The sequence below is a fragment of the Streptomyces sp. NPDC015131 genome (assembly GCF_043079975.1).
Classification (GTDB): domain Bacteria; phylum Actinomycetota; class Actinomycetes; order Streptomycetales; family Streptomycetaceae; genus Streptomyces.
On sequence record NZ_JBIBVB010000001.1, the window covers coordinates 1,083,450 to 1,105,576 of the forward strand.

18 protein-coding genes and 1 tRNA gene are annotated in these 22,127 nt (G+C 74.4%); 13 read left to right on the forward strand and 6 right to left on the reverse strand.

Features of this window, described 5'->3' with window-relative positions; all coding sequences use genetic code 11:
* Window positions 1-22 precede the first annotated feature (22 nt).
* The 4 genes from ACF08D_RS04530 to ACF08D_RS04545 form a co-directional block, all read right to left on the reverse strand.
* The gene (locus tag ACF08D_RS04530; protein WP_392221013.1) at window positions 23-2,407 is read right to left on the reverse strand and encodes an MFS transporter; all 2,385 of its coding nucleotides are present in this window, start codon (window positions 2,405-2,407) and stop codon (window positions 23-25) included.
* A 57-nt stretch (window positions 2,408-2,464) separates the two neighbouring features.
* Window positions 2,465-3,694 (reverse strand): beta-ketoacyl-[acyl-carrier-protein] synthase family protein, encoded by a 1,230-nt coding sequence (locus ACF08D_RS04535; RefSeq protein ID WP_392221014.1) that lies wholly within the window; start codon window positions 3,692-3,694, stop codon window positions 2,465-2,467.
* A 93-nt stretch (window positions 3,695-3,787) separates the two neighbouring features.
* Window positions 3,788-4,027, reverse strand: coding sequence for an acyl carrier protein (locus tag ACF08D_RS04540; RefSeq protein WP_392221015.1), 240 nt, complete (start codon window positions 4,025-4,027; stop codon window positions 3,788-3,790).
* A gap of 134 nt (window positions 4,028-4,161) precedes the next feature.
* Window positions 4,162-4,809 (reverse strand): TetR/AcrR family transcriptional regulator, encoded by a 648-nt coding sequence (locus ACF08D_RS04545; RefSeq protein ID WP_392221016.1) that lies wholly within the window; start codon window positions 4,807-4,809, stop codon window positions 4,162-4,164.
* 67 nt (window positions 4,810-4,876) lie between these two features.
* Here ACF08D_RS04545 and ACF08D_RS04550 point away from each other — a divergent pair, with 67 nt between their 5' ends.
* Window positions 4,877-6,481 carry an FAD-binding oxidoreductase gene (locus ACF08D_RS04550; protein WP_392221017.1) on the forward strand — a complete coding sequence of 535 codons (1,605 nt, stop codon included), beginning with the start codon at window positions 4,877-4,879 and terminating at the stop codon, window positions 6,479-6,481.
* A 10-nt stretch (window positions 6,482-6,491) separates the two neighbouring features.
* On the opposite strand, the gene ACF08D_RS04555 is transcribed toward ACF08D_RS04550, so the two are convergent.
* The gene (locus tag ACF08D_RS04555) at window positions 6,492-7,238 is read right to left on the reverse strand and encodes a DNA alkylation repair protein (protein ID WP_392221018.1); all 747 of its coding nucleotides are present in this window, start codon (window positions 7,236-7,238) and stop codon (window positions 6,492-6,494) included.
* Between the two features lie 141 nt (window positions 7,239-7,379).
* Here ACF08D_RS04555 and ACF08D_RS04560 point away from each other — a divergent pair.
* The 5 genes from ACF08D_RS04560 (at window position 7,380) to ACF08D_RS04580 (ending at window position 12,593) form a co-directional block, all read left to right on the forward strand.
* Window positions 7,380-7,453, forward strand: a tRNA-Pro gene (locus ACF08D_RS04560).
* Between the two features lie 236 nt (window positions 7,454-7,689).
* The gene (locus tag ACF08D_RS04565) at window positions 7,690-9,192 is read left to right on the forward strand and encodes a Y4yA family PLP-dependent enzyme (RefSeq protein WP_392221019.1); all 1,503 of its coding nucleotides are present in this window, start codon (window positions 7,690-7,692) and stop codon (window positions 9,190-9,192) included.
* Window positions 9,189-10,526, forward strand: coding sequence for a pyridoxal-phosphate dependent enzyme (locus ACF08D_RS04570; RefSeq protein ID WP_392221020.1), 1,338 nt, complete (start codon window positions 9,189-9,191; stop codon window positions 10,524-10,526). Before ACF08D_RS04565 ends, ACF08D_RS04570 begins: the two co-directional genes overlap by 4 nt.
* 5 nt (window positions 10,527-10,531) lie before the next feature.
* Window positions 10,532-11,740: an aminotransferase class V-fold PLP-dependent enzyme gene (locus tag ACF08D_RS04575; protein ID WP_392221021.1), complete on the forward strand. Its 1,209-nt coding sequence runs from the start codon at window positions 10,532-10,534 to the stop codon at window positions 11,738-11,740.
* Window positions 11,741-11,831: 91 nt separating this feature from the next.
* Window positions 11,832-12,593 carry a class I SAM-dependent methyltransferase gene (locus tag ACF08D_RS04580; RefSeq protein WP_392221022.1) on the forward strand — a complete coding sequence of 254 codons (762 nt, stop codon included), beginning with the start codon at window positions 11,832-11,834 and terminating at the stop codon, window positions 12,591-12,593.
* Between the two features lie 37 nt (window positions 12,594-12,630).
* On the opposite strand, the gene ACF08D_RS04585 is transcribed toward ACF08D_RS04580, so the two are convergent.
* Window positions 12,631-14,280, reverse strand: a complete 1,650-nt coding sequence (locus tag ACF08D_RS04585) for an FAD-dependent oxidoreductase (protein WP_392221023.1) — start codon at window positions 14,278-14,280, stop codon at window positions 12,631-12,633.
* Between the two features lie 75 nt (window positions 14,281-14,355).
* Between ACF08D_RS04585 and ACF08D_RS04590 the strand changes: the two genes are divergently transcribed.
* The 7 genes from ACF08D_RS04590 (at window position 14,356) to ACF08D_RS04620 (ending at window position 22,120) form a co-directional block, all read left to right on the forward strand.
* Entirely contained in the window at window positions 14,356-14,913 is a 558-nt protein-coding gene (locus ACF08D_RS04590; RefSeq protein WP_392221024.1) for a helix-turn-helix domain-containing protein, read from the forward strand.
* Window positions 14,914-15,053: 140 nt separating this feature from the next.
* Entirely contained in the window at window positions 15,054-16,448 is a 1,395-nt protein-coding gene (locus tag ACF08D_RS04595; protein ID WP_392221025.1) for an alanine racemase, read from the forward strand.
* A 31-nt stretch (window positions 16,449-16,479) separates the two neighbouring features.
* Complete coding sequence (locus ACF08D_RS04600) at window positions 16,480-17,460, forward strand: ornithine cyclodeaminase (protein WP_392221026.1); 981 nt, start codon at window positions 16,480-16,482, stop codon at window positions 17,458-17,460.
* The gene (locus ACF08D_RS04605) at window positions 17,457-18,914 is read left to right on the forward strand and encodes an MATE family efflux transporter (protein ID WP_392221027.1); all 1,458 of its coding nucleotides are present in this window, start codon (window positions 17,457-17,459) and stop codon (window positions 18,912-18,914) included. The genes ACF08D_RS04600 and ACF08D_RS04605 overlap by 4 nt, the downstream gene beginning before the upstream one ends.
* Window positions 18,911-20,050, forward strand: a complete 1,140-nt coding sequence (hisC, locus tag ACF08D_RS04610) for a histidinol-phosphate transaminase (RefSeq protein ID WP_392221028.1) — start codon at window positions 18,911-18,913, stop codon at window positions 20,048-20,050. Before ACF08D_RS04605 ends, hisC begins: the two co-directional genes overlap by 4 nt.
* Complete coding sequence (locus ACF08D_RS04615; RefSeq protein ID WP_392221029.1) at window positions 20,047-21,030, forward strand: PLP-dependent cysteine synthase family protein; 984 nt, start codon at window positions 20,047-20,049, stop codon at window positions 21,028-21,030. The genes hisC and ACF08D_RS04615 overlap by 4 nt, the downstream gene beginning before the upstream one ends.
* A 67-nt stretch (window positions 21,031-21,097) precedes the next feature.
* Complete coding sequence (locus ACF08D_RS04620; protein WP_392221030.1) at window positions 21,098-22,120, forward strand: ABC transporter substrate-binding protein; 1,023 nt, start codon at window positions 21,098-21,100, stop codon at window positions 22,118-22,120.
* Window positions 22,121-22,127 lie beyond the last annotated feature (7 nt).

Consider the following 22,127-nt stretch of genomic DNA (forward strand, 5'->3'; position numbering starts at 1 on the left):
CCTCACGCCTGCCCCCGGCACCTCACCCCACGCCCCCGCCGCCCGGCTCGACCGCCGCCGCGCCGGGCGCGGGCACCGGCCCGGCACCGGCCTCGGCGGCTGCCCGCAGGACGGCCGGGAGGGCGTGCCGCACCTGGTCGGCGTACCCGGCGGGGGAGGGATGGCAGCCGTCCTCGCTGAACATCCCGGCCGGGTCCGCCCGGAAGCGGTCCACGGGTAGGGTGACGGCCCGCGCGCCCGCCCGCTGGGCCGCGTCCCGCTGGAGGGCGGCCAGCCGCCGGGAGCGACGGGCCGCCGTGCCGTGGATCCAGCGGCGCGTGCCGGCCGCGACGGTGTAGTCCGGGCAGGTCACCACCACGACCGACCAGCCACGACGGCGCAGCTCGGCGGCCACGGCGCCGAGCCGGCGGGCGCACCGCGACAGCCGTACCGGCAGCATCACGTCGTTCCCGCCGACCACCACCACCGCGACACCCGGCCCGGTACCGGCGCGGGCCACCTGGTGGCGCAGCGCACCCGTGACGGCGCCCGCGTGCGCGTGCACCCGCAGCGCGACGGGCGCGCCCGTGTGCCGGGCCACCTCGCGGGCGATCAGCGCGCCCGGCGTCGTGTCCCGGCCGTCCGCCCCCACCCCGGCGCCGAGCGAGTCGCCCAGGACGGCGAGGACGAGCGGGGCGCCGGCGCCGGTCCCGTACCGCCCGGTGGCGAGGGGCACCCGGAGTGCCGCGACGGTGGTGGGGCGGGTCATGACGGCGGTCATGTACGCCCGGACGAGCGCGGTGCGCAGCCGGACGCCGGCCCGGCGGCGGGGCCGGGCGGCCGGTGCGGCCCTCCCCGTGGTGGGCAGGCCCCGCCACGCCACGGCCGTCCCGAGGGCGGCGACCGCTGCCGCGACGGCGGCGGCGCCGGTCAGCCCGTCCAGGAAGGCGTCCTCGGCGGCGGCCAGCAGGGCGGACCCGCGGGGGCCGTCCAGCGAGGCGGCGGCGGTCCGGGCGGCGAGCACATTGTCGCTGACGGCCTCGACCCAGGCGGGCGGGGCGGCCACCCCGGCGAGCGTCTCGCGCAGGTGGCCGGTGTAGAGGGCGGCGAGGACCGAGCCCTGGACGGCGACCCCCAGCGCCGAACCGACCTGCCGGGTGGCGTCGTTGACGGCGGAGCCCACCCCCGCCCGGTGCGGCGGCACCGCGCCCATCACGGTCTCGGTCGCCGCCGCGGCCGTCAGCCCGGCCCCGATCCCGGCCAGCACCTGGACGGCGAGGAGCCGGGCGTACCCCGACGAACTGTCCGTACCGGCCAGGACGGTGAAGGCGACCACCACCACGCCCAGGCCCGCCGTCACCGGCAGCCTGGGCCCGTGCCGTGCCATCAGCGGCAGGGACAGCGCGGCTCCGGCGGCGAGCCCCGCCGGCAGCGGCAGAGTGCGCAGACCCGCCTCCCAGGGGGTGTGCTGCCACACGCCCTGGAGGTACAGCGTGATGACGAACAACGCGCCGAACAGGGCGAACGACATCAGCGCCACCGAGACGGACGCCGCCGCGACGCCCGGCAGGCGCAGCAGGCGTGTTGGCAGCATGGGGTGCGGGCAGCGGGCCTGCTGCCGGGCGAACGCGGCCAGCAGCAGGACGGCCAGGGCGAAGGCCAACAGGATCCCGCCGCTGGTCCAGCCCCGCGCCGGGGCCTCGATGACCGCCCAGACGAGGGTGAGCAGCCCGGCGGCCGACAGCACGGCGCCCGTCAGGTCCAGCGGCCCCCCTCGGGCCCCCCGCCCGCCGCCGGACGCGGAGGCCGGGACCAGCAGCAGGGCCAGGGCGGCGGCGGTGAGGGCGATGGGGACGTTGACCCAGAAGGCGGCGCGCCACGAGAAGTGCTCGACCAGCCAGCCGCCGGCGAGCGGCCCGGTCATCCCGCCGAGCCCGCCGACGGCGGTCCACAGCGCGATGGCCCGCCGCCGCAGGGCCGGTTCGTCGAACAGGCCGCTGATGAGGGACAGCGTGGCGGGCATCAGCAGCGCGGCCCCGGCGCCCATCGCGCAGCGCGCGGCGACGACCTGGCGCACGTCGTCGGTGGCGCCCCCGGCCGCGGAGGCCGCCGCGCACACCAGCAGCCCGCCGACGAACGCCCGCCGCCGCCCCAGGCGTTCGGTGAGCGCGCCGGCGGACAGGACGGTGCCGCCGAGGAGCAGCGCGTACCCGTCGACGGTCCACTGCACCTGCGTCATGGTCGGGCCGAGGTCCCGCTGGAGGTCGGGCACCGCGACATTGAGGACGGTCAGGTCCAGGCCCAGGAGGAACAGGCCCAGGCACACCACGGCGGTGGCGGCCCAGCGGCGCACGGGGGAGGGCGGCGGGCCGCCGGACGGATCGGTGGGGGCGGTCGGTCGCGGCGGGTGCGGCTCACTGGTGTGCATCACTGTCCGGTCGTCCGGGGAGGGCGGCGTGGGGGGAGGGCGGCGTCGGGGAGGGGGTCAGGGCGCGGCCAGGACCAGGACGGCGTTCTGCCCGCCGAAGCCGAAGGAGTTCGACAGGGCGACGTCGAACGCCACCGGGCGGGGGCGCACCGTGACGAGGTCCAGTTCCCGGCCCTCCTCCTGCCGGCGGGTGTTGGCGGTGGGCGGGACGGTCTGGCGCTCCAGCGAGAGGACGGTCAGCGCCGCCTCGACCGCGGCGGAGGCGCCCATCGCGTGGCCGAGGACGCTCTTGGTGGCCGTCACCGGCGGCGGGGAGCCGTGGAACAGCCGCAGCAGCGCCAGCGCCTCGGCGGTGTCCCCGGCCGGGGTGGAGGTGCCGTGGGCGTTGACGTGCCCGACGTCGCCCACCGCGCAGCCGGCGTCGGCCAGCGCGGCGCGGGCGGCGCGCTCCGCCCCCTCGCCCGCCGGGTGCGGGGCCACCGGGTGGTGGGCGTCGGCGCCCGCGCCGAACCCCCGGAGCACGGCCCGGACGCGGGCGCCGCGCCGGCGGGCGTGCTCCGGCCGCTCCAGCACCAGCACCGCGGCCCCCTCGGACAGCACGAACCCGTCGCGGCCGGTGTCGAACGGCCGCATGGCCGCCGCGGGGTCGCCGGTACGGCGGGACAGGGCCTGCAACTGGGCGAAGCAGGCCGCCGCCATCCGGGAGCGGCCCGACTCGCCGCCACCGGTGAGGACGATGTCGCACGCCCCCGACAGCAGCATCTCGCGGGCCACACCGATGGCGGTGGCGCCCGAGGCGCAGGCGCTGGCCACGGTGAAGTTCGGCCCCCGGGCGCCCAGGTCGAGCGCCACCTCGCCGGCCACCATGTTGGGCACGCTGCGCGGCAGCGCCGTCGGGGACACCGCCAGCGGCCGGTCCTGGGCGAGGGCGGCGAACTCCCTGGCGTACGTGTCCAGGCTGTTGCAGCCCGAACCCAGGACGACGCCGATCCGGTCGGCCCGCGGGCCCCCCGGCTCCAGCCCGGCGTCGGCGGCGGCCCGCCGGGCGGTCACCAGCGCCAGGTGCGCGTACCGGTCCAGACGCCGGGCGAGCCTGCGGCCGTACACGGCGTCGGGCTCGAACCCGTCGACCCGGCAGGCGAAGTCGACGGGGAGCCCGGCCAGTTCGGGATCGGTCCGCGCCAGGCTCCGGCCCTGGCACACCGCCTTCCACGTCTCCTCCACCCCGTGGCCGCCGGGGGTCAGCAGACCGATCCCGGTGACGGCGACGTCACGCTCGCGCGGCACGGCCGGCTCCCTTCGTCCGCCGGTACGGGGCACGCACCGGCAGGCCGCCGGGCGCCGCCGGGCCCGCGCCGCGCGCCTCCGGCCCGTGCGGGCTCACGCCGATGCGGGGGCCGGCGACGCCGCTGCGGTCTCGAACCGCTGCGCCAGCTCGCCCAGGGTGCTGTCCAGGTCGACGTCCGTCACCCGCACACTCGTCTCCTCGGAGACCATCACGGACAGTTCCGCGAGGGCCAGCGAGTCCAGTTCGAGGCCGCGCAGGGATGCCTCCGGCGTCACCCGCTCCGCCTCGATGCCGAATTCGTCCGTCAGCAGTCCGGCCAGCAGTTCGTACACGCGCCGCTCCTCGTCGTCCGTCGTGACTGGGTCGAGAAGAGACAATGGCCCACCGCCGGCGGCGGCCGGGCCGGACGGCGGCCGGGCGCCCGGCAGGTTCACGCGCCCGGCGCAAGCACCGGCGGACGCCCCGGTCAGCCGGTGGCGGTGCCGCCGGCGAGGAGGGCCGGGCCGGCCGCGAGGAGCCGGGCGCAGCGCCGGGTCATGTCGTCGGGCGACTCACCGGGGTGCCGGATCCACCAGCGGACCAGGGCGGTGCACAGCCCGCGCCAGGCGTACGCGAGGGCGTCGGCGTCGAGCGGGTCGGCGGGCCCGGCGGCGTCCAGCAGGGCGGCGGTGCCGGTGGTGGCGAGGGCGTCGACGGCGGCCCGGTGGTGCGCGGCCCGCCGGGCGGCCTCGCTGCCGGGCGGCAGGGTGGTGTCGTAGAGGACGAACCAGTCCTCGCGGCGGCCGTCCAGGGTGGTGAACAGGGCGCTCAGCACCCGCAGGGCGGTGGGCGGCGCACCGGGGGAGCGGTCGGCCAGGGCGGTGCGCACGGCGGTCAGCAGCCGGTCGCCGACCGGGTCCAGGCACGCCAGGTACAGGTCCTGCTTGCCGCCGAAGTAGTGGTGCAGCAGCGGTTTGGTGACCCCGACCCGGGCGGCGACGGCCGCCATGGTGGTGGCCTCGTAGCCGTGGCGGCCGAACTCCCCGGTGGCCGCGGCCAGGATCTGGCGCTCGCGGACGGCCCGGGGCACGCCCTTGGTCCCGGCCCGGCCGGCACCCTCCCCGCTGGTTGTCATGCACGGGATATTACCCTACGGTCAATTCCCGTCGGGTCACTTCTCCGGACCTCGCTGGGAGCCGCCCATGCCCGCCGCCACGCCCGCCCCCGGTCCCTCCCGCGCCCGCTCCTGGTGGGGCTGGGGGTACGAGGACGCCCAGCCCGACGACGCCGAGTGCGCCGCCCTGGGCGCCCTGCTGCCGGGCACCCTCCCGCGCCCGCTGCCCCCGCCGCGCGTCGCCGGCCTGCGGATCGCCCGCCCCGGGGCGACGCCCCCGGCCGCGCTCGCCCACCTGGTCTCGGACGACCCCGCCGACCGGGCCGCCCACGCCATGGGCAAGGCGTACCGCGATGTGATGCGGGCCCTGCGCGGGCGGCCCGGCCGCATCCCCGACCTGGTCGCCCGCCCCGCCAGCGGGCAGGACGTGGCCGACCTGCTCGACTGGGCCGGCGGGCACGGCGTCGCCGTCGTCCCCTACGGCGGCGGCTCCTCGGTGGTCGGCGGCGTGGAGTACCGGGGCGACGCCCACCGCGCGGTCCTGTCGCTGGACCTGACCGCGATGGACCGGGTGCTGGCAGTGGACCCGGTGAGCGGCGCCGCCCGCATCCAGGCGGGCGCCCTCGGCCCCGTACTGGAGGCGCGGCTCCGCCCCCACGGGCTCACCCTGCGCCACTTCCCGCAGAGCTTCGAGTTCTCCACCCTCGGCGGCTGGCTGGCCACCCGGGCGGGCGGCCACTACGCCACCGGCCCCACCCACATCGACGACTTCGTCCAGTCCCTGACCGTCGTCACCCCGGCCGGGACCGGCACCTCCCTGCGCCTGCCCGCCTCGGGCGCCGGCCCCTCGCCCGACCGGCTCTTCCTCGGCTCCGAGGGGGCGCTCGGCGTCATCACCGAGGCGTGGATGCGCCTCCAGGAGCGGCCCCGGCACAAGCTCTCCGCGTCCGTGGCGTTCACCGGCTTCCGGCGCGCCCTGGACGCGGTGCGCGCCATCGCCCGCTCCGGTCTCGCACCGGCCAACTGCCGGCTCCTCGACCCCGGCGAGGCGCTGCTGTCCGGCGCATCGGCCGACGGCTCCAGCGTCCTGATCCTCGGCTTCGAGTCCGCCCGCACCCCCGTCGGCGGCCCGCTCGCCGCCGCCCTGGAGATCGCCCGCGACCACGGCGGCCGGGGCGAGGCGCCGGGGGCGGACGGCGGCGCCCCGGGCGACGCGGCCGTGAGCGCCTGGCGCTCGGCGTTCCTGCGCATGCCGTACCTGCGCGACGGGCTGGCCCGGATGGGCGCCGTCGTCGAGACCTTCGAGACCGCCGCCACCTGGGACGCGCTTCCCGCGCTGATCGACGCCGTACGCACCGAGGTGGGCGCCGCCGCCCGGAAGGCCACCGGGCACCCGGCCACCGTCAACTGCCGCCTCACCCACGTCTATCCCGACGGGGCCGCCCCCTACTTCACCGTGGCCGTCGCCGGCCGGCCCGGCGACGAGGTCGCGATCTGGGACGACATCAAGGCCGCCGCCCTCGACGTCCTGCGCCGCCACCGCGCCACGGTCACCCACCACCACGCGGTCGGCCGCGACCACCGCCCCGGCTACGACCTCCAGCGCCCCGAGCCCTTCGCACTGGCCCTGCGCGCCGCCAAGGACGCCCTCGACCCGCACGGCGTCCTCAACCCCGGCGTCCTGGTCGGCTGACCCGACGCCCTCACCCCCGGCCGTGCCGGTACGCCTCCAGGACCTCCTCCCGCCGTACGGCGTCGAGCCGGCGGACCGCCTCCCGGACCGTCACGCCCGAGGACCGCCCGGCGCGCGGCAGGATCCAGGCGTACACCTCGTCCGGGTGCTTCCCGCCCGCCTGCCGCAGCACCCACCCGAGCGCCTTGCGGACGAAGAACCGGGGGTCCTCCAGCAGCGGGTCGGCGACCTCCGTGAAGACGGGCCAGTACCGGCCGAAGCCGTCCCGGTCCCCGAGCGGGACCAGGAAGGACAGCACGCCCGAGCGCCTGATCCACTGCTCCTCCTCGGCGGCCCACCCCCGGCAGGCGTCCAGGGCGCCGGGGCACCGCAGCAGCAGTCGGCCCGCGACCGACCCCGCGAGCAGGTCGACCAGCGCCCAGGTGCGGCTGTCCCGCAGCAGCTCCTCCAGCAGCGCGGTGTCCTCCGCCACCAGTACCCGGACCCGCCGCTCCAGCAGGACGCCCGCCGCGATCCGGGACTCGTGCACCTCCGGACGCCACAGCTCCCGGGCGCAGGACACCACCTGCGCGCGGCCGAGCGGCCCGTGCACCCGGAGCGCCCCGGCCACCAGGTCCCGGACGACCGGCATCCGCACCCCGTAGTGCCGCAGGTCGCTCTTCAAGTAGCGCTTGGCCCACTCCGCGGTCCCGGGATCACCGGCCGCGCGCAACCCCGCCGTCACCTCCTCCACCAGCGCCGCCACCACCGCGTCCACGGGCCCGCTCCTCTCCGCCGTACTGCACCGGACGCGAAGCCACCGGCCGCGTCCGGCCGCCCCGGGACACGATCCCCGTCCCGGAGTGAGGTAATGTTCTCTTGCGCGTCCACCACGGCGAAGGCCACGGGACACGCGCATCGGGACGTGGCGCAGCTTGGTAGCGCACTTGACTGGGGGTCAAGGGGTCGCAGGTTCAAATCCTGTCGTCCCGACTTTACGAAGTCGCAGGTCAGGGGCCGGTTCGGAGACATCCGAACCGGCCCCTGACGCGTTTCCCGGGGCCCGGTGGTCCCGCCGGGGGCGGGGCGTCGCGTATCGGCCGACCGCGCGGGGGCAACTTCGAACTCTTGCCCTCATCTGGCTTAGCGATACCTGCGGTGGGAAACGACTACTGGCGGGCGGTCGCCGGTACGGCCGGGGCGGCGACCGGTGGACCAGGGGAGTGCTGGTGGAGGACGCGCCGCTGTATCTGCGACCGCGGGTGGACCCGCCGCTCGCCTCGCTCCTCCGGGACGCGCCGTTCCTGCACGCGCTGTGCGACGCGCTGGGATCGCCGCTGAACGTGCTGCTCCCGGAGGTGGTCGCACAGAACGCCGAGCGCTTCCGGTCCGTCTACCGGCGCCATCACCTTTCCGGGCGGGTGTACTTCGCGCACAAGGCCAACCGGTCCAGCTCCCCGGTGCGGAGGCTGGCCGCCTGCGACCCCGCCGCCGTCGGGATCGACGTCGCCTCGCTGGGCGAGCTGCGCCATGCGCTGAGCTGCGGCTTCACCGGCGACCGGGTGATGGCCACCGGCCCCAAGGACCGTGAGTTCCTGTGGCTGGCCGCCCGGGTGGGGGCGACGGTCAACCTGGACTCCCCGGGCGAGCTGGAGCAGCTGGCCCGGCTCGTCCGTACGCACGGCCTGGACCGGGCGCCCGTCCTGGTGCGGCTGTCGGAGTTCGAGGCGGACGGCGGGCACACCGGAGCCGGTACGCGGATGCTGTCGCGCCGCAGCCGCTTCGGCACCCCGGTGGCCGCGGCCGGCGCGCTGTGGGAGGCGCTGGAGCGGCACCGCGACGCCGTCGAACTGGCCGGGCTGGCCTACCACCTGGACACCACCGGACTGGAGGAGAAGGCCAGGGCGCTGGAGCGCTGCGTGCTGCTGATGGACGAGTGCCGGGCGCGAGGGCTCGGGCCGCGCGGCATCGACATCGGCGGCGGGTTCGGCGTGGGCTACGTCGCCGACGCGGGCGAGTGGGAGCGGTGGACGACCGCGCTGAGCGAGGCGGTGCTCGGCCTGCGCCCGCCCCTGACCTGGCGCGGCCACGGCTACGGGCTGCGCAACGAGGGCGGCACCGTGCGCGGCACCGCGGCGCTGTACCCAGCCCACCGGCCCGTCGCCGGACCCGGCTACCTCGACGCCCTCCTCTCCCGCCCCTCGCCCGTCCTGGGCCGCCCACCCGCCACCCTGCTCCTGGAGCACCTGAACGACCTGTACGTCGAACCGGGGCGGGCCCTCGTCGACCAGTGCGGCCTGACGCTGGCCCGGGTGCTGGACGTGCGGCCCACCGGGGACGACCCGGCCCGCCACCTGGTGCGCCTCGGCATGAACGCGGGCGACGCCGGCCTGGAGGAGCACGGTGTCCTCGTCGACCCCGTCCTGCTGCCCCGCGCGGGAGAGGCCGCCCCCGGCGGTGACGGGCCCGTCGGGGTCCACCTCGTCGGCAACCTCTGCCTGGAGGCCGACCTGATCACCCGCCGGCTGGTGCACCTGCCCCGGCTGCCGCGCACCGGGGACCTGCTGGCATTCGTCAACACCGCCGGATACGCCATGGACTTCCACGCCCACCGCGCGCAACGCCAGCCCGTGGCCCGGACAGTGGCGGTCACGGAGGCGGACGGTGGCCGGCACTGGTGCCCCGACGAGGACTACTGGCCGCTCACCGACCCGCAGGGAGTGCCGTCTTGAGGTACGACAGCATCACCGATGCCCTGGGCAACACGCCGCTCGTCCGCATCGACCCGTCCGTGCACGGACTGCGCCACATCGACCTGTACGCCAAGCTGGAGATGCTCAACCCGTTCGGGTCCGTCAAGGACAGGCCCGCCTGGCACATGGCCCGCCCGCACCTCCAGCAGGCGGCCGGCGGCGACGCCACGGTGGTGGAACTGTCCAGCGGCAACACCGCCAAGGCCCTCGCCCTGCTGGCCGGCATGCACGGGCTGCGGTTCAAGAGCGTGACCAACCGGATGCGCGTACCGGAGATCAAGGAACTGCTGCTGCTCCTCGGGGCGGAGATCGAGGAGCTGCCCGGGCAGAGCGAGTGCCTGGACCCCACGGACACCGACGATCCGCTGACCCGCTTCCACCAGGCGCTCTCCGACCCCCACAGCACCTACCTGCACACCGACCAGTACTTCAACCCGCGCAACGTCGAGGCGCACGCGGCCGGCACCGGGCCCGAGATCGTCAAGGACCTGGACGGCCGGGTGCCCGACTGGTTCGTCGCCTGCGTGGGCACCGCCGGCTCCTCGACCGGGGTCGCCCGGGTGCTGCGCGAGCACGACCCGACGGTCCGCGTCCTCGGACTGGTCGCCGACAAGGGCGACTTCATCCCCGGCATCCGCACCATCGACGAGGTCCACCAGGTGGGCCTGTTCGACCCCGCGACGTACGACGCGATCGCCTCCGTCACCTCCCAGGAGGCCATCGACGGCATGGTGACCCTCATCCGGCGCTGCGGACTGCTGTCGGGACCGACCGGCGGCGCCGCGTACCACGGAGCCGTCCGGCGCCTGGCGTCCGTCGACGCCGAACTGGCGGGCACCGGCAGCCGCCGGACGGCGGTGTTCATCGTCTGCGACCGGGCCGAGAGCTATCTCAGCTATGTACGCGCCCGGCGGCCGGAGCTGCTGGGCGCCGCCCGCCGCGGCCACCTGGCCGCCTCGCTCACCGACAGCGAGGTCCGCGCCGGGGCCCGGACGGTCGGGGTCGACGAAGCCCGGCACTGGCTGGCCGGCGGCGACCCCCGTCCGCTGGTGGTCGACCTGCGCGGGCCGCACGCCTACGCCGCGCTGCACATCGAGGGCTCGGTCAACATCGTCGACGAGCTGTTCGAGGAACTGGTCCGCACCGGGCTGCCGTTCAGCAAGAGCACCCCGGTGCTGCTCGCCTGCCCGGTGGGCGAGAAGTCGCTGCGCTACGCCGCGCTGCTGACCCGTATGGGCCACCCGGACGTGCGCAGCCTGGCGGGCGGTGTCGTCGCCTGGCGGGACGCGGGCGCCCCGCTGGTGCGGGAGTGAAACCGGTGAGCGGAGCGGCCCACGACACGGACGAGGCGTGGCAGCGGTCGGTGCGGGCGCAGTTCCCGATCATCGTCGCGCACCCGGAGCTGGCGTACCTGGACAGCGCGGCGACCTCGCAGAAACCCCGGGCCGTGCTGGACGCCGTGCAGACGTACCTCACGACCTGCAACGCCAACGCGGGGCGCGGGGCCTACCCCTGGGCCAACCGGACCACCGAGCTGATCGAGCGGGCCCGGCACCGGGTCAAGGAGTTCCTCGGCGACCCCGAACCGGACCGCTCCGCCGTCCACTTCACCGCCGGCACCACCGAGGGCCTGCGGGTCGTCGCCCACGACTGGCTCATGGAGTACCTCGCCGACGGCGACGAGATCCTGGTCCCGTTCGCCGACCACCGGGCCAACCTCGACCCCTGGCTGGAGACCCGGAGCCGGCTGGCCGCCCGCGGTGTCACGGTCCACGTCCGCGCCCTGCCGTACCAGGAGGCGTCCGGCGACTACGACCACCGCGCGCTCGCCTCGGCCGTCGGGCCGCGTACCCGCTTCGTGGCCGCCACCCACGTCCACCATGTGTACGGCGGCGACATGAACGTCCACCGGCTGCGCGCCGCCGTCGGCCCGCACGTACCGATCTGCCTGGACGCCGCCCAGAGCGCCGGCCACCTTCCCCTCCGGGTCGGCGATCCGGCGCTGGACGTCGACTTCGTCGTCTTCTCCGGGCACAAGGCGTTCGCGCTGCCGGGCACCGGAGCGGTCTGGGCCCGCAACACCCGCGGTCCGGTGCTGCGGCCCGCCGGATGGCAGGGCACCCCCAACACGGTGGGCGTGGTCTCGCTGCTGGCCGCGCTCGACTGGCTGGACACAGTCGGGGTCGCCCGCGTCGGCGCCCATGTCACCGCGCTGGCCACCCGGCTGACGGACCGTCTGCGCCGGCTGGACGCGTACGAGATCCTCGGCTGCCCCGCCAGCCTGGCGTCGGACACGGCGCTGCCCCCGGCGCAGCGCCGACAGGGCATCGTCACCTTCCGGCACCGCTCCATCCCTTCGGACGATCTCGGGTTCATCCTCTTCAGCCACGGCTTCATGGTCCGCGCCGACAGCCTCTGCCAGGCGGGCGCCGACGACAAGGACGGCTCCGTGCGGGTGAGCCCGCAGGTGTACAACACCGCCGAGGAGGTGGACCGCCTGCTGACCGTGCTCACCGATCTGGCGTAAGACCCAGGGATATCAGCTATTGATAACCGTTTCCACCTGTAGATTGCCCGGTACCGGCGGCAGGTGGAGAACGGAAGAGGTGGCGCGACCGGTGGGCGTGAGCATGGCAGCGGCCAGGACGTGGGTGGAGCGCTGGGAACAGCAGCAGCAGCGGTACGCGGTCGACCGCGAGGAGCGCTTCACGGTGATCTCGGACGTCGTCGAGCACATCTGCGCCGGCCGCCCCCGGCCGCTCCTGCTCGACCTGGGCTGCGGGCCCGGTTCCCTGTCCGCCCGGCTCGCCCGCCGCCTGCCGGACGCCGAGATCGTCGCGGTCGACATGGATCCCGTCCTGCTGGAACTGGGCCGCACCCACCACGGGGACGCCGCCCGGTATGTGGACGCGGTGATCGGCGAGGACGGCTGGACCGGCGCCCTCGGGCTGGACCGCGGCCTCGACGCCGCCGTGTCGACCACCGCCCTGCACTACCTGCCCGCCCCCGTCCTGCTGGAGACCTACCGCGCCATCGCGGTGCTCCTGCGCCCCGGTGGAGCCCTGGTGAACGGGGACCACTTCCCCGCCACTGAGGGGCCCTGCTCGCACCTGACCGCCCATGTGGGGCGCCGCCGCGCCGAGCGGTCCGGCGGCCACGGCCACGAGGACTGGGACTCCTGGTGGCTGGCCGCGGCCGCGGACCCCGACCTGGCCGGCCTGTTCGCGCGCCGGGAGCGGGCCCGCCCGGCGTCCGGCGCCGCCAACCACCATCTGCCGCTCGGCCGGCACGCCGAACTGCTGCGCCGGGCCGGGTTCCGCCATGTCGCCCCGGTGTGGCAGGTGGGCGACAGCTGTGTGCTCGTGGCGCTCAAGGACTGACCGGCCCGGCACCCCGGGCCGCGCGGCGGCGTACCCGTCAGACCGCTCGCCGGATGGCGCGCAGCACGACGTCGTCGACATGGTGGGTGCTGACCGCGCCGGGGGGACGCGGCCGGGTCTCGTGGACCTCGACCTCCCAGGTGCCGGGGTCGGCGGCGAGCGCCGCGGCGATCTCGGCCACACCGACGAACGCCTCCGGGTCGTACATCCGGGTCTGCGTCGCGACGTCCACCGGGCCGTGCGCCGGGGCGGGGTCGTGGTGCACGACCAGGAGCGTGCCGCCGGGGGCGACGGCGGCGAGCAGGCTGCGCAGCCCGCGCCGGTCGGGCGTCCGCTTGAACGAGCCGTACTGCAGGGAGACCAGGTCGAAGGTCGCGGTGCCGAACGGCGCCGGATCGTTGGCGTCGCCGCGTACGAGGTCGACGGCGAGCCCGCGGCGCTCGGCCTCGGCGCGGACCCGCGCGAGCGCGTTGCCGGAGATGTCGGTGGCGGTCACCTTCCAGCCGCGCTCGGCCAGCCAGAGCGCGTCGGCGCCCTCGCCGGTGCCGACGTCGAGCGCCCGGCCCGGGGCCAGCCCGGACACCTCCTGGACCAGGGTGCCGTTGGGGTTGCCGCTCCAGGTCCGGTCGGGGCCCCCGTACCGCTGGTCCCAGTCGGCCTCCTCGCCCGAGTGCCGGACGGTGTCGCGCAGATCCTCCTCGGCCAGGCTGAAGGCGATCATGGCGCCCGTCCGGCTGCCCTGGGCGGCCGACGGCAGCACCTGCAGGCTCGGGTCGGTGACGTTCCCCGCGGCGTAGATGCCCGGTACGGCGGTCTCGCCGCGCGGGTCGACCGCCAGGACGTCGCCGGCACCGGACGGGTGCGGGGTCGCGGCGAGCCCGACTCCGGCCAGCACACCGGTTCGTGCCGTGAACCGCGGGCCGACCACGACCGCGTCGGCCTCCAGCACGCGACCGCCGTCGAGTTCGACCCCGGACACCTCCCCGTCCGGCCCGGTGAGGACCCGGCGGACCACGCCGCGCTCGACCGGGACGCCGGAGGAGGCGAGGGCGGCGACGGCTGCCTCGTCCAGCCCGGCCGGGTCGTGCAGCACGACGGTCAGCCGGTCGGTCAAGTGCCGGAACAGCGGGGCCGGGTGGAGCCCCAGGGGGTGTGTGACGATCTGCACCAGGCGCTGGTCGCGCACCTCGAAGCCGTGGCAGAACGGGCAGTGGATCACACCGCGCCCCCATGCCTCGGCGACCCCGTCGATCTCGGGCAGCTCGTCGGACAGGCCGGTCGCGACGAGGACGCGCCGGGCCACCAGCGTGTGCCCGCCGGTCAGGTCCAGCCGGAACCGGCCGTCGTCGCGGCGGTGCACCCCCAGGACCCGGCCGGCGAGCACCTCCCCGCCGTACGCGCGCACCTCGGCGCGGCCGGTCTCCCTCAGCTCGCCGGGCGAGGCGCCCTCGTGCCCCAGGTAGCCGTGCATATGTGCGGCCGGGGCGTTGCGCGGGGTGCCGTCGTCGACCACGACGACGCTGCGCCGCTGGCGGGCGATCTGCAGGGCGGCGCCGAGGCCGGCGGCCGAGCCGCCGATCACCGCGACGTCGCAGTGCCGCTCCTGGGTGGGGGGCCGGCCCTCGCCGCCGTGCGCGCCATGGTCGGAAGGGGATGAATGCCGGGTGTGCCCGGAGTGCTGGTTCATGGTTCCGACCGTACGACGCCCGGCGGTCTTCGCAAAGCGTCTTGCGCAATCCGCAAGGAGTGCCAGGATGGACACATGAACGGAATCGCCGACATCGAGGCCCTGGCGCGGTCGCGCCTGCGCAGCATGCGCACCACCCTGGGGTATTCGCTCGACGAGCTGGCCGAGCGCACCAACCTCAGCCCGTCGACCATCAGCCGCGTCGAGACGGGCAAGCGCACCCTGAGCCTCGATGTGCTCGTGCCGCTGGCCAATGCCCTGCATGTCAGTCTCGACGTGCTCTTCGAGGTGCCCACGGACGAGGACGTCGTGATCCGTCCGGTCGCGCACAGCAGTGGCGCGCGGACGACCTGGCACCTGAGCCGGCCGGACGGGCGCACGGTCGCGATGAAGATGCGCCTGGAGCCGTCCGCCGCGCGGCCCGCGCAGCGGGTGCATCCGGGCCACGACTGGTTCCTGGTCCTGGAGGGGCGCGTGCGGCTCTGGCTGGGCGAGCGGCAGATCGATGTCGCCGAGGGGGAGGCGGCGGAGTTCGCCACGATGGTCCCGCACGCGATCACCGCACTGGACGGCCCCGCCGAGCTGATCATGATCTTCGACCGTGAGGGGCAGCGCGCGCATGTGCACCAGTGAGCGGGCGGGAGGTGCGGTCGCGCCCTCGGTGCGCCGACCTCCGCCCGTTTTGCCTCGCTTGTTCCTGTCCGTGCCTCATGAATGGACCGAACTCCGACCGCTTGTTGAAAATGAGTGTCATCATCAGATAGAAGTACGGGGTGCTCACCTCACAGTCGGCGCCGGGGCTTTCGACGGCCGGAGTGCGCCCCTTCGCGCTCCCCGCCCTCCGGCACCCCACGGTTTCCACGCTTCTGGCCGATCACCGCACCCTGCTGTCCGACCTGCTCGACGGCCTGGGGTCACCGCTGCACATCGTGCTGCCGGAGATCTTCGAGGAGAACGTCACCGGCCTCCGGCAGGCGTTCGCCGAGGCGGGCGCCACCGCCGACCTCCTGTACGCCAAGAAGGCGAACAAGGCCGACTGCTACATCCGTTCCGCCGCCGCCCTCGGGATCGGAGTCGACGCCGCCAGCACCCCCGAACTGGTCAAGTCCCTGGCCGGGGGAGTGCCCGGACACCGCATCGGCATATCCGGCCCGGAGAAGGACGACACCCTCCTCACCCTCGCCGTCCAGCACGACTGCCTGGTCGCCGTCGACTCGGTCAGCGAACTGCGCCGGCTGGCCGCCGCCGCGTGCCGCGCACACAGCCGGGCGCGAGTGCTGCTGCGGTCCCGCACGACCGGTCAGCCCGGCAGCCGCTTCGGGATGTCCCCCGCCGAGCGTGACGCGGCCGTCGGCCTGTGCGCCGAACTCACCGGCCACATCACGCTCCAGGGCTTCTCCTTCCACCTCAACGGCTACTCCGCCGAGGAACGCGCGCGCGCCGCGAGCGAGATGATCGACCACTGCCTCGACGCCCGGCGGCGCGGCTCACCCACCGCCACCCTGGTCGACATCGGGGGCGGGCTGCCGGTCCGCTATGTCGAGCCACGGCTCTGGGACGCGTTCGTCGAGCAGAACGCGCCCTCCCACTACCACGCGGCCAAGGACTTCAACGGCTTCTATCCGTACGGGGGACAGCCCGCCGCCCAGGCGGTGCGCGCGATCATGACGCACCCGGTCGACGGCGCCGGGAGCCTCGCGCGGAAGGCGGAGCGCCACGGCATCCGGTTCGTCGTCGAACCCGGCCGGGCCCTGCTGGACCAGGCCGGCTTCACCCTCTTCCGCGTCCAGCAGGTCGACGACCGGCGCGACACCGACGGGTACGCGATCGTCACGGTCGCCGGCAGCAGCTTCAGCCTCTCCGAGCAGTGGTTCCAGAGCGACTACCTGCCCGACCCGCTGCTGTTGTCCGCCCGGCCCGCCGCCGACGAGCTGTTCCCGGCCTGTGTCGCGGGCTCGACCTGCCTGGAGAGCGACCTGGTGACCTGGCGGAAGATCGGCTTCCCCCGGCCCGTGCACCGCGGTGACCACCTGGTCTACCTCAACACGGCCGGTTACCAGATGGACTCCAACGAATCACCGTTCCACGACGCGCCGCTGCCCCTGAAGGCCGTCCTCCGCCTCGGCGGCGGCCAGGCCGGGCCGCGCTGGTGCCTGGACGGAATCTGACGTGACACCCCGATTGAAGGAGCACCCCCGCATGTCACAGAGCTACGCCCCGCCCGGGCAGTTGTGGCTCCTGCCGCAGTCCCAGCAGGAAGGGCTGGACCTCGACCACCGCCAGGTGATCGAGGTCGTCGAGCGGGCCTACCGCGCACTGCGCGAGGGCGGCTCGGACAACCCCGTCAAGACGATCATCGACGATCCCGGCCACCACTCGCTGAGCTACTCGATGGTGGCGAGGGACGGGGGCAGCGGCACCGTCTGCTTCAAGGCCGTCTACGAGTTCGACCCGCGCCGCACCCGGGACAGCTACCGGTTCCACTCGTTCGTCTTCCTCGTCGACGACACCACCGGAGCGCCCGTCGCGCTGATGGACGTGGTGAAGCTCGGCCCCCTGCGGTCGTCGGCCACCACCGCGCTGTTCGCCCGCGCGGCCTGCCCCGACGCCCGGACCGCCCTGGTCGTCGGCACCGGGGTGCAGGGGCAGGCGGCCCTGCCGATGCTGGTCGCCGCCCTGCCGGGACTGGAGCGCCTCCAGGTGGCCGGGACCTGGCCCGAGGGCCTGCGCGCGGTCCAGGACAGCGTCGAGGGCCGCGAGGTCGAGATCGTCGGGGATCTCCGGGAGGCCGCCGGCGAGGCCGACATCGTGATCGGCGCCGCCGGCCTGTCCGTCACCCAGGAGGTCCGGCGGGACTGGCTGAAGCCGGGCTCCGTCGCCGTACTCCTCGGATACGGCGTGCACGCCGACGTGTGCCACGGCGCGGACTACCGGATCGCCACCGACACCGCCCAGATGCACGCCACCTGCGACGACCTGCGGGGCGACGACGGCAGCCTGCCGTCGGTCGACGCCCAGCTGCCCGACGTCCTGCTCGGCCGGGCACCCGCCCGGCGCACCCCGGACGACGTGGTCTTCGCCTACAACAGCGGCATGGCGGTCACGGACGCCGCACTGGGCCGGTACATAGCCGACCTCGCGCAGGCGAGCGGGCGCGGGGAAAAGGTCAACTTCTGGTGAGCGGTACCCGTACGACCGACACGACCGACACGACGGACACTGCCGCCGCCCCGACGGAGGCCGGCGCCGGCTGGTGGGTCACCCACTCCCGGGCGCTGCTCAGGCTCGCGTTCCCGCTGATCCTGACCAACTTCGCGTACGTCGCGCTGACCACCGTGGACATCGTGATGCTGGGCAGGCTCGGGGCGGTCGAGATCGCCGCCGCCGGTCTGGCCATCGCGCTGTTCAATCAGTTGCGCACCACCGGGACCGGCCTGGTCACCGGGGTCAGCAACCTGGTGGCCGAGGCGCGGGTGCGGGACGACCGGGAGCGGATCGGCGCCCTGCTGTTCGCCGGCTTCTTCTGGGCGACCGTCTGCGGTGTGGTGTTCTGCGCCGCGCTGCTGCTGATCGGACCGCTGCTCCTCCTGCTCGGCCAGGACCCGGAGGTGGTCGACAAGGCCGGTGACTTCCTGCTGGTGCTGGCCCCGGGCATGCTGCCCTGCCTGTGGTTCCAGAACCTGCGGCACGTCACCACCGGCCTCAAGCGCCCCGGCCCGCTGCTGGCCATCACCCTGGCCTCGGTCGGCGTGACCATCGCCCTGAACTACGCACTGATCTATGGCGAGTTCGGCCTGCCGGAGTTCGGATTCACCGGCGTCGCCATCGCCACCGTCACGGTGTTCCTGCTGTCCTTCCTGGCGTTCGTCGCGGTGATCCTGCGCGACCCCCTGCTGCGCCCGTACCTCACCGCGCCCGCCGCGCGCCGCTGGGACGGGGACGCGGTCCGGTCGGTCTGGCGCCTCGGCCTGCCGATCTCGGGAACCTACGCCTCGGAGGCCGGGTTCTTCAGCGTCCTCACCCTGATCATCGGCTCCCTCGGGGTCGACGCCCTGGCCGCGCAGACGGTGCTGAACCAGATCGTCTACATCGTCTTCATGATCTCGGCCGGACTGTCCCACGCGGCGTCCATCCACATCAGCGAGGCCGACGGCCTCGACGACTACCCCACGGCACGCCGCACGGGGCTCCTGGGCACGGCCTGGGGCGTGATCGCGACGCTGCTGATCGCCGTCCTGTACCTGGTGATCCCGGAGCCGATCGTGTCCCTGTTCCTGTCGGCCGAGCACGCCGGCAACACCGACATCGTCGCGCTCACCGTGACCGGGCTGCTGATCGCCGCCCTGATGCAGGTCTTCGACGCCACGCAGAACATCGGCAACGGCATCCTGCGCGGCATCGGCGACACCGCCGGGCCCTTCCGGATCTCCCTGGTCGGCTACTGGCTGATCGGGCTGCCCGCCGGCTACCTGCTCGGCGTGACCGCCGACTGGGGCGTCGAGGGCGTCTGGATCGGCCAGACCATCGGCCTCGCGGCCACCGCCGCCATCCTCCTGGTCGCGTTCCTGCGCCGCGTCGACCGGCTCCACCGGGAGACCTCGGGCGCACCCGTCCCGCGATCGGAGCCGTCATGAACCCCGTCCTCGCACCGGCCACCTCCGCACCCCTGATACGCGGCGAAGTGGCGGGCCTGCCGCTCTACGACCCCGGCGCCGACCCGGACGAGGTGGCCGCCCTCAGCGGCGGCCGCGTGATCAAACTGTCCAACAACGAGAGCCCGTACGGCGTCTCTCCCGCGGTCACCGACGCCGTACGCCGCACCCTGGCCGGCGGTGTCTCCCGCTACCCCGACCCCACCGGCAAGCGGCTCGCCGAGGCCGTTGCCACCACCCTGGACGTGCCCGCCGGGCACATCGTCCTCGGCAACGGCTCGGAGAACATCCTGGAGTTGCTGTGCCAGGCGGTGCTCGACCCCGGTGACCTGGTGGTCACCCAGGCGCCCGGGTTCGCCCTGCACGAGATCTTCCCCCGCGTGATGGGCGCCCGGGTCACCAAGGTCCCGGTGACCGACGACTTCGGGTTCGACCTGGCCGCCTGGCGGGACGCGCTGGCCGCGGGCCCCAAACTCGTCTTCCTCGCCAACCCCTGCAACCCCACCGGCGCGGTGATCGGCGCCGGTGAACTGGAGCAGGTCGTCGCCGCCGTACCCGAGTCGGCGCTGCTCGTACTGGACGAGGCGTACGGCGAGTTCGCCCGCACCGACCCCGCGTACCCCGACGGGCTGGAGGCCCTGCGCCGCCTGGACCGGCCGTGGATCGTGCTGCGCACCTTCTCCAAGGCGTACGGCCTGGCGGCCTTCCGGGTCGGGTACGGCATCGCCTCCGACACCGCCCTGATCCAGGCACTGGACCGGGTCCGCACGCCCTACAACGTCAACCAGCCCGCCCAGGACGCCGCCATCGCCGCACTCGGCGACCACGAGCACCTGGCCGGCACGGTGCGCCGGACCGGCCTGGAGATCGCCAGGGTCACCGACCGGCTGCGCGGCGCGGGACTGCGCGTGGTCCCGTCCGCGACCAACTTCCTGTTCATCGACACCGGTCACCGATCCGACCGCGTCGCCCGCGAGCTGCACCGCGCCGGAATCATCGTCAAGGCGTGGCGCGAGCCGGGATACGAGACCTACATCCGAGCCTCCCTGTCGACACCCGACGAGAACGACGTGTTCGTGCGGTGTCTGACGGAGATCTGCGCGAAGGGAACGCTGTGATCACGAGCAAGGTATCCGACCTGATAGGCCGCACGCCCCTGCTCACCCTGCCGGTCGCGGACGGCATGGCGACCGTCCTGCTGAAGCTGGAGCAGTTCAACCCCACCGGCACCGCCAAGATCCGGATGGCCAGGAACATGGTCGACGAGGCGGAGGAGGCCGGGCTGCTCGCCCCCGGCGGATGGCTCGTCGAGTCCACCTCCGGCAACACCGGGCTCGGCCTGGCACTCGTCGCCGCCGAACGCGGCTACAAGTTCACCGCCGTGGTCGACAACCACTCCAGCACCGACAAGCTGCGCGGCATGCTCGCCTACGGCGCCGACATCCTCAACGTCGCCGGGGACGAGGAGGGCCTCGCCACCGCCGAGCGCGACACCGTGGCCGAGCGGCTCGCGGCCGAGCACGGCGCGTACTGGACCGCCCAGCACCGCAACATGGGCAACCCCAACGGCTACCGGCCGCTCGCCCGCGAACTGCACGACGACCTCGGCGACGGCATCGACTACCTGTACGGGGCGGTCGGCACCGGCGGCTCGCTCTGCGGCACCGCCCGCGTCCTGCGGGAACGCATCCCGGACCTCACGGTCGTCGGCGTCGAGCCGGTCGGGTCGGTCGTCTTCGGCGGGCCGGGCGCGCCGTACCACCAGTCCGGGACCGGTACGCCCGAGGGCTCGGAGATCGGTGGCGTCGTCGACTACGACGTGATCGACGAGGGGGTCAAGGTCAGTGACGCGGAGGCCTTCGAGACCTGCCGCTACCTGGCCAGGAACGTCGGCGTCCTGATCGGCGGCTCGGCCGGCGGCGTGGTCTTCAAGGCCCTGGAGCGCGCGCGGACCGCCGGGCCCGGCGCCACCGTCGTCGTGCTGGTCTGCGACGGCGGCGACAAGTACCTCGACACCGTGTTCAACGACGACTGGATGGCGGCGAACGGCCTGTTCGACGAGCAGGTCCACCTCCGGCTGGCCGCGATGCTCCGGTAGCGGCGCCCTCGCCCGATCTCGTACCGCCCGCACGCCCTCACGTACCGACTCTCCCCGAGCAAGGACCATGAAGAAGACCACCACAGCACTCGCCGCCCTCCTGGCGTTCACCGTCGCGGGCTGCGCCGGCGACACGACCTCCGGCGCCGCCGCCGGCAAGGACACCGCCGACGGGAAGAACGCCACGGCCCACCCGTTCACCCTCGACAACTGCGGCACCAAGGTGACGTACACGTCCGCGCCCCGGAAGGTCGTCACCCTGAACCAGGCCGCCGCCGAGATCCTCATCCACCTGGGCGTGGGCGACCGGATCGCCGGCACGGGCTACGAGATCGAGAAGCCCTCGGCCGATGTCGCCGGGCAGTACAAGAAGATCCCCCAGCTGTCCGCGAAGGGGGGCACCGTCAAGCACGAGAAGCTCCTCGAAGCACAACCCGACTTCGTCTACAGCTCGTTCGCCAGCTTCCTCACCAAGGAGGAGGCCGGCGACCGCAAGGAGCTGCACGACCTGGGCGTACCGACCTACCTGACCGAGTTCGACTGCGCGTACCACCAGGCCGTGCCCGACGCGAACTTCGACATGCTGTTCGAGGAGTACCGCCGGCTCGGGAAGATCATGGGCGTGCCCGAGGCGGGGGAGAAGCTGGCGGCCGAGCAGAAGGCCGTGGTCGACAAGGCGGTCGGCGAGGCCGGGAAGCGGGACAAGCCGCTGAAGGTCATGTGGTTCTACTCCACCTTCGAGGGCACGCCGTGGGCCGCCGGCCCCGGTGGCCTGCCGCAGCACATCTCGCAGCTCGTCGGGGTCGAGAACATCTTCGCCGACGCCAAGACCAAGTGGGCCGAGGTCAGTTGGGACGAGGTCGCCGCCCGCAACCCCGACGTCATCATCCTGGCCGACCTGACCCGCGGCGAACCCAACGACACCGCCAAGGAGAAGATCGCACTCCTCAAGAAGGACCCCCTCACCAGCAAACTCGCCGCGGTCAAGGGCAACCGGTTCATCACCCTCCCCGGCGCGGCGATGGATCCGAGCTACGGCAGTGCCTCCGTGGTCCCCGCCCTGGTCGGCGGACTGAAGAAGCTCGGCTGACCCCCGG

Excerpts from the sequence above, each read along its gene's own strand:
- ACF08D_RS04585 (WP_392221023.1), bottom strand. The coding sequence starts at position 14,280 with ATGAACCAGCACTCCGGGCACACCCGGCATTCATCCCCTTCCGACCAT.
- ACF08D_RS04530 (WP_392221013.1), bottom strand. The coding sequence starts at position 2,407 with ATGCACACCAGTGAGCCGCACCCGCCGCGACCGACCGCCCCCACCGAT.
- ACF08D_RS04600 (WP_392221026.1), top strand. The coding sequence starts at position 16,480 with ATGTCACAGAGCTACGCCCCGCCCGGGCAGTTGTGGCTCCTGCCGCAG.
- ACF08D_RS04545 (WP_392221016.1), bottom strand. The coding sequence starts at position 4,809 with ATGACAACCAGCGGGGAGGGTGCCGGCCGGGCCGGGACCAAGGGCGTG.
- ACF08D_RS04620 (WP_392221030.1), top strand. The coding sequence starts at position 21,098 with ATGAAGAAGACCACCACAGCACTCGCCGCCCTCCTGGCGTTCACCGTC.
- ACF08D_RS04550 (WP_392221017.1), top strand. The coding sequence starts at position 4,877 with ATGCCCGCCGCCACGCCCGCCCCCGGTCCCTCCCGCGCCCGCTCCTGG.
- hisC (WP_392221028.1), top strand. The coding sequence starts at position 18,911 with ATGAACCCCGTCCTCGCACCGGCCACCTCCGCACCCCTGATACGCGGC.
- ACF08D_RS04590 (WP_392221024.1), top strand. The coding sequence starts at position 14,356 with ATGAACGGAATCGCCGACATCGAGGCCCTGGCGCGGTCGCGCCTGCGC.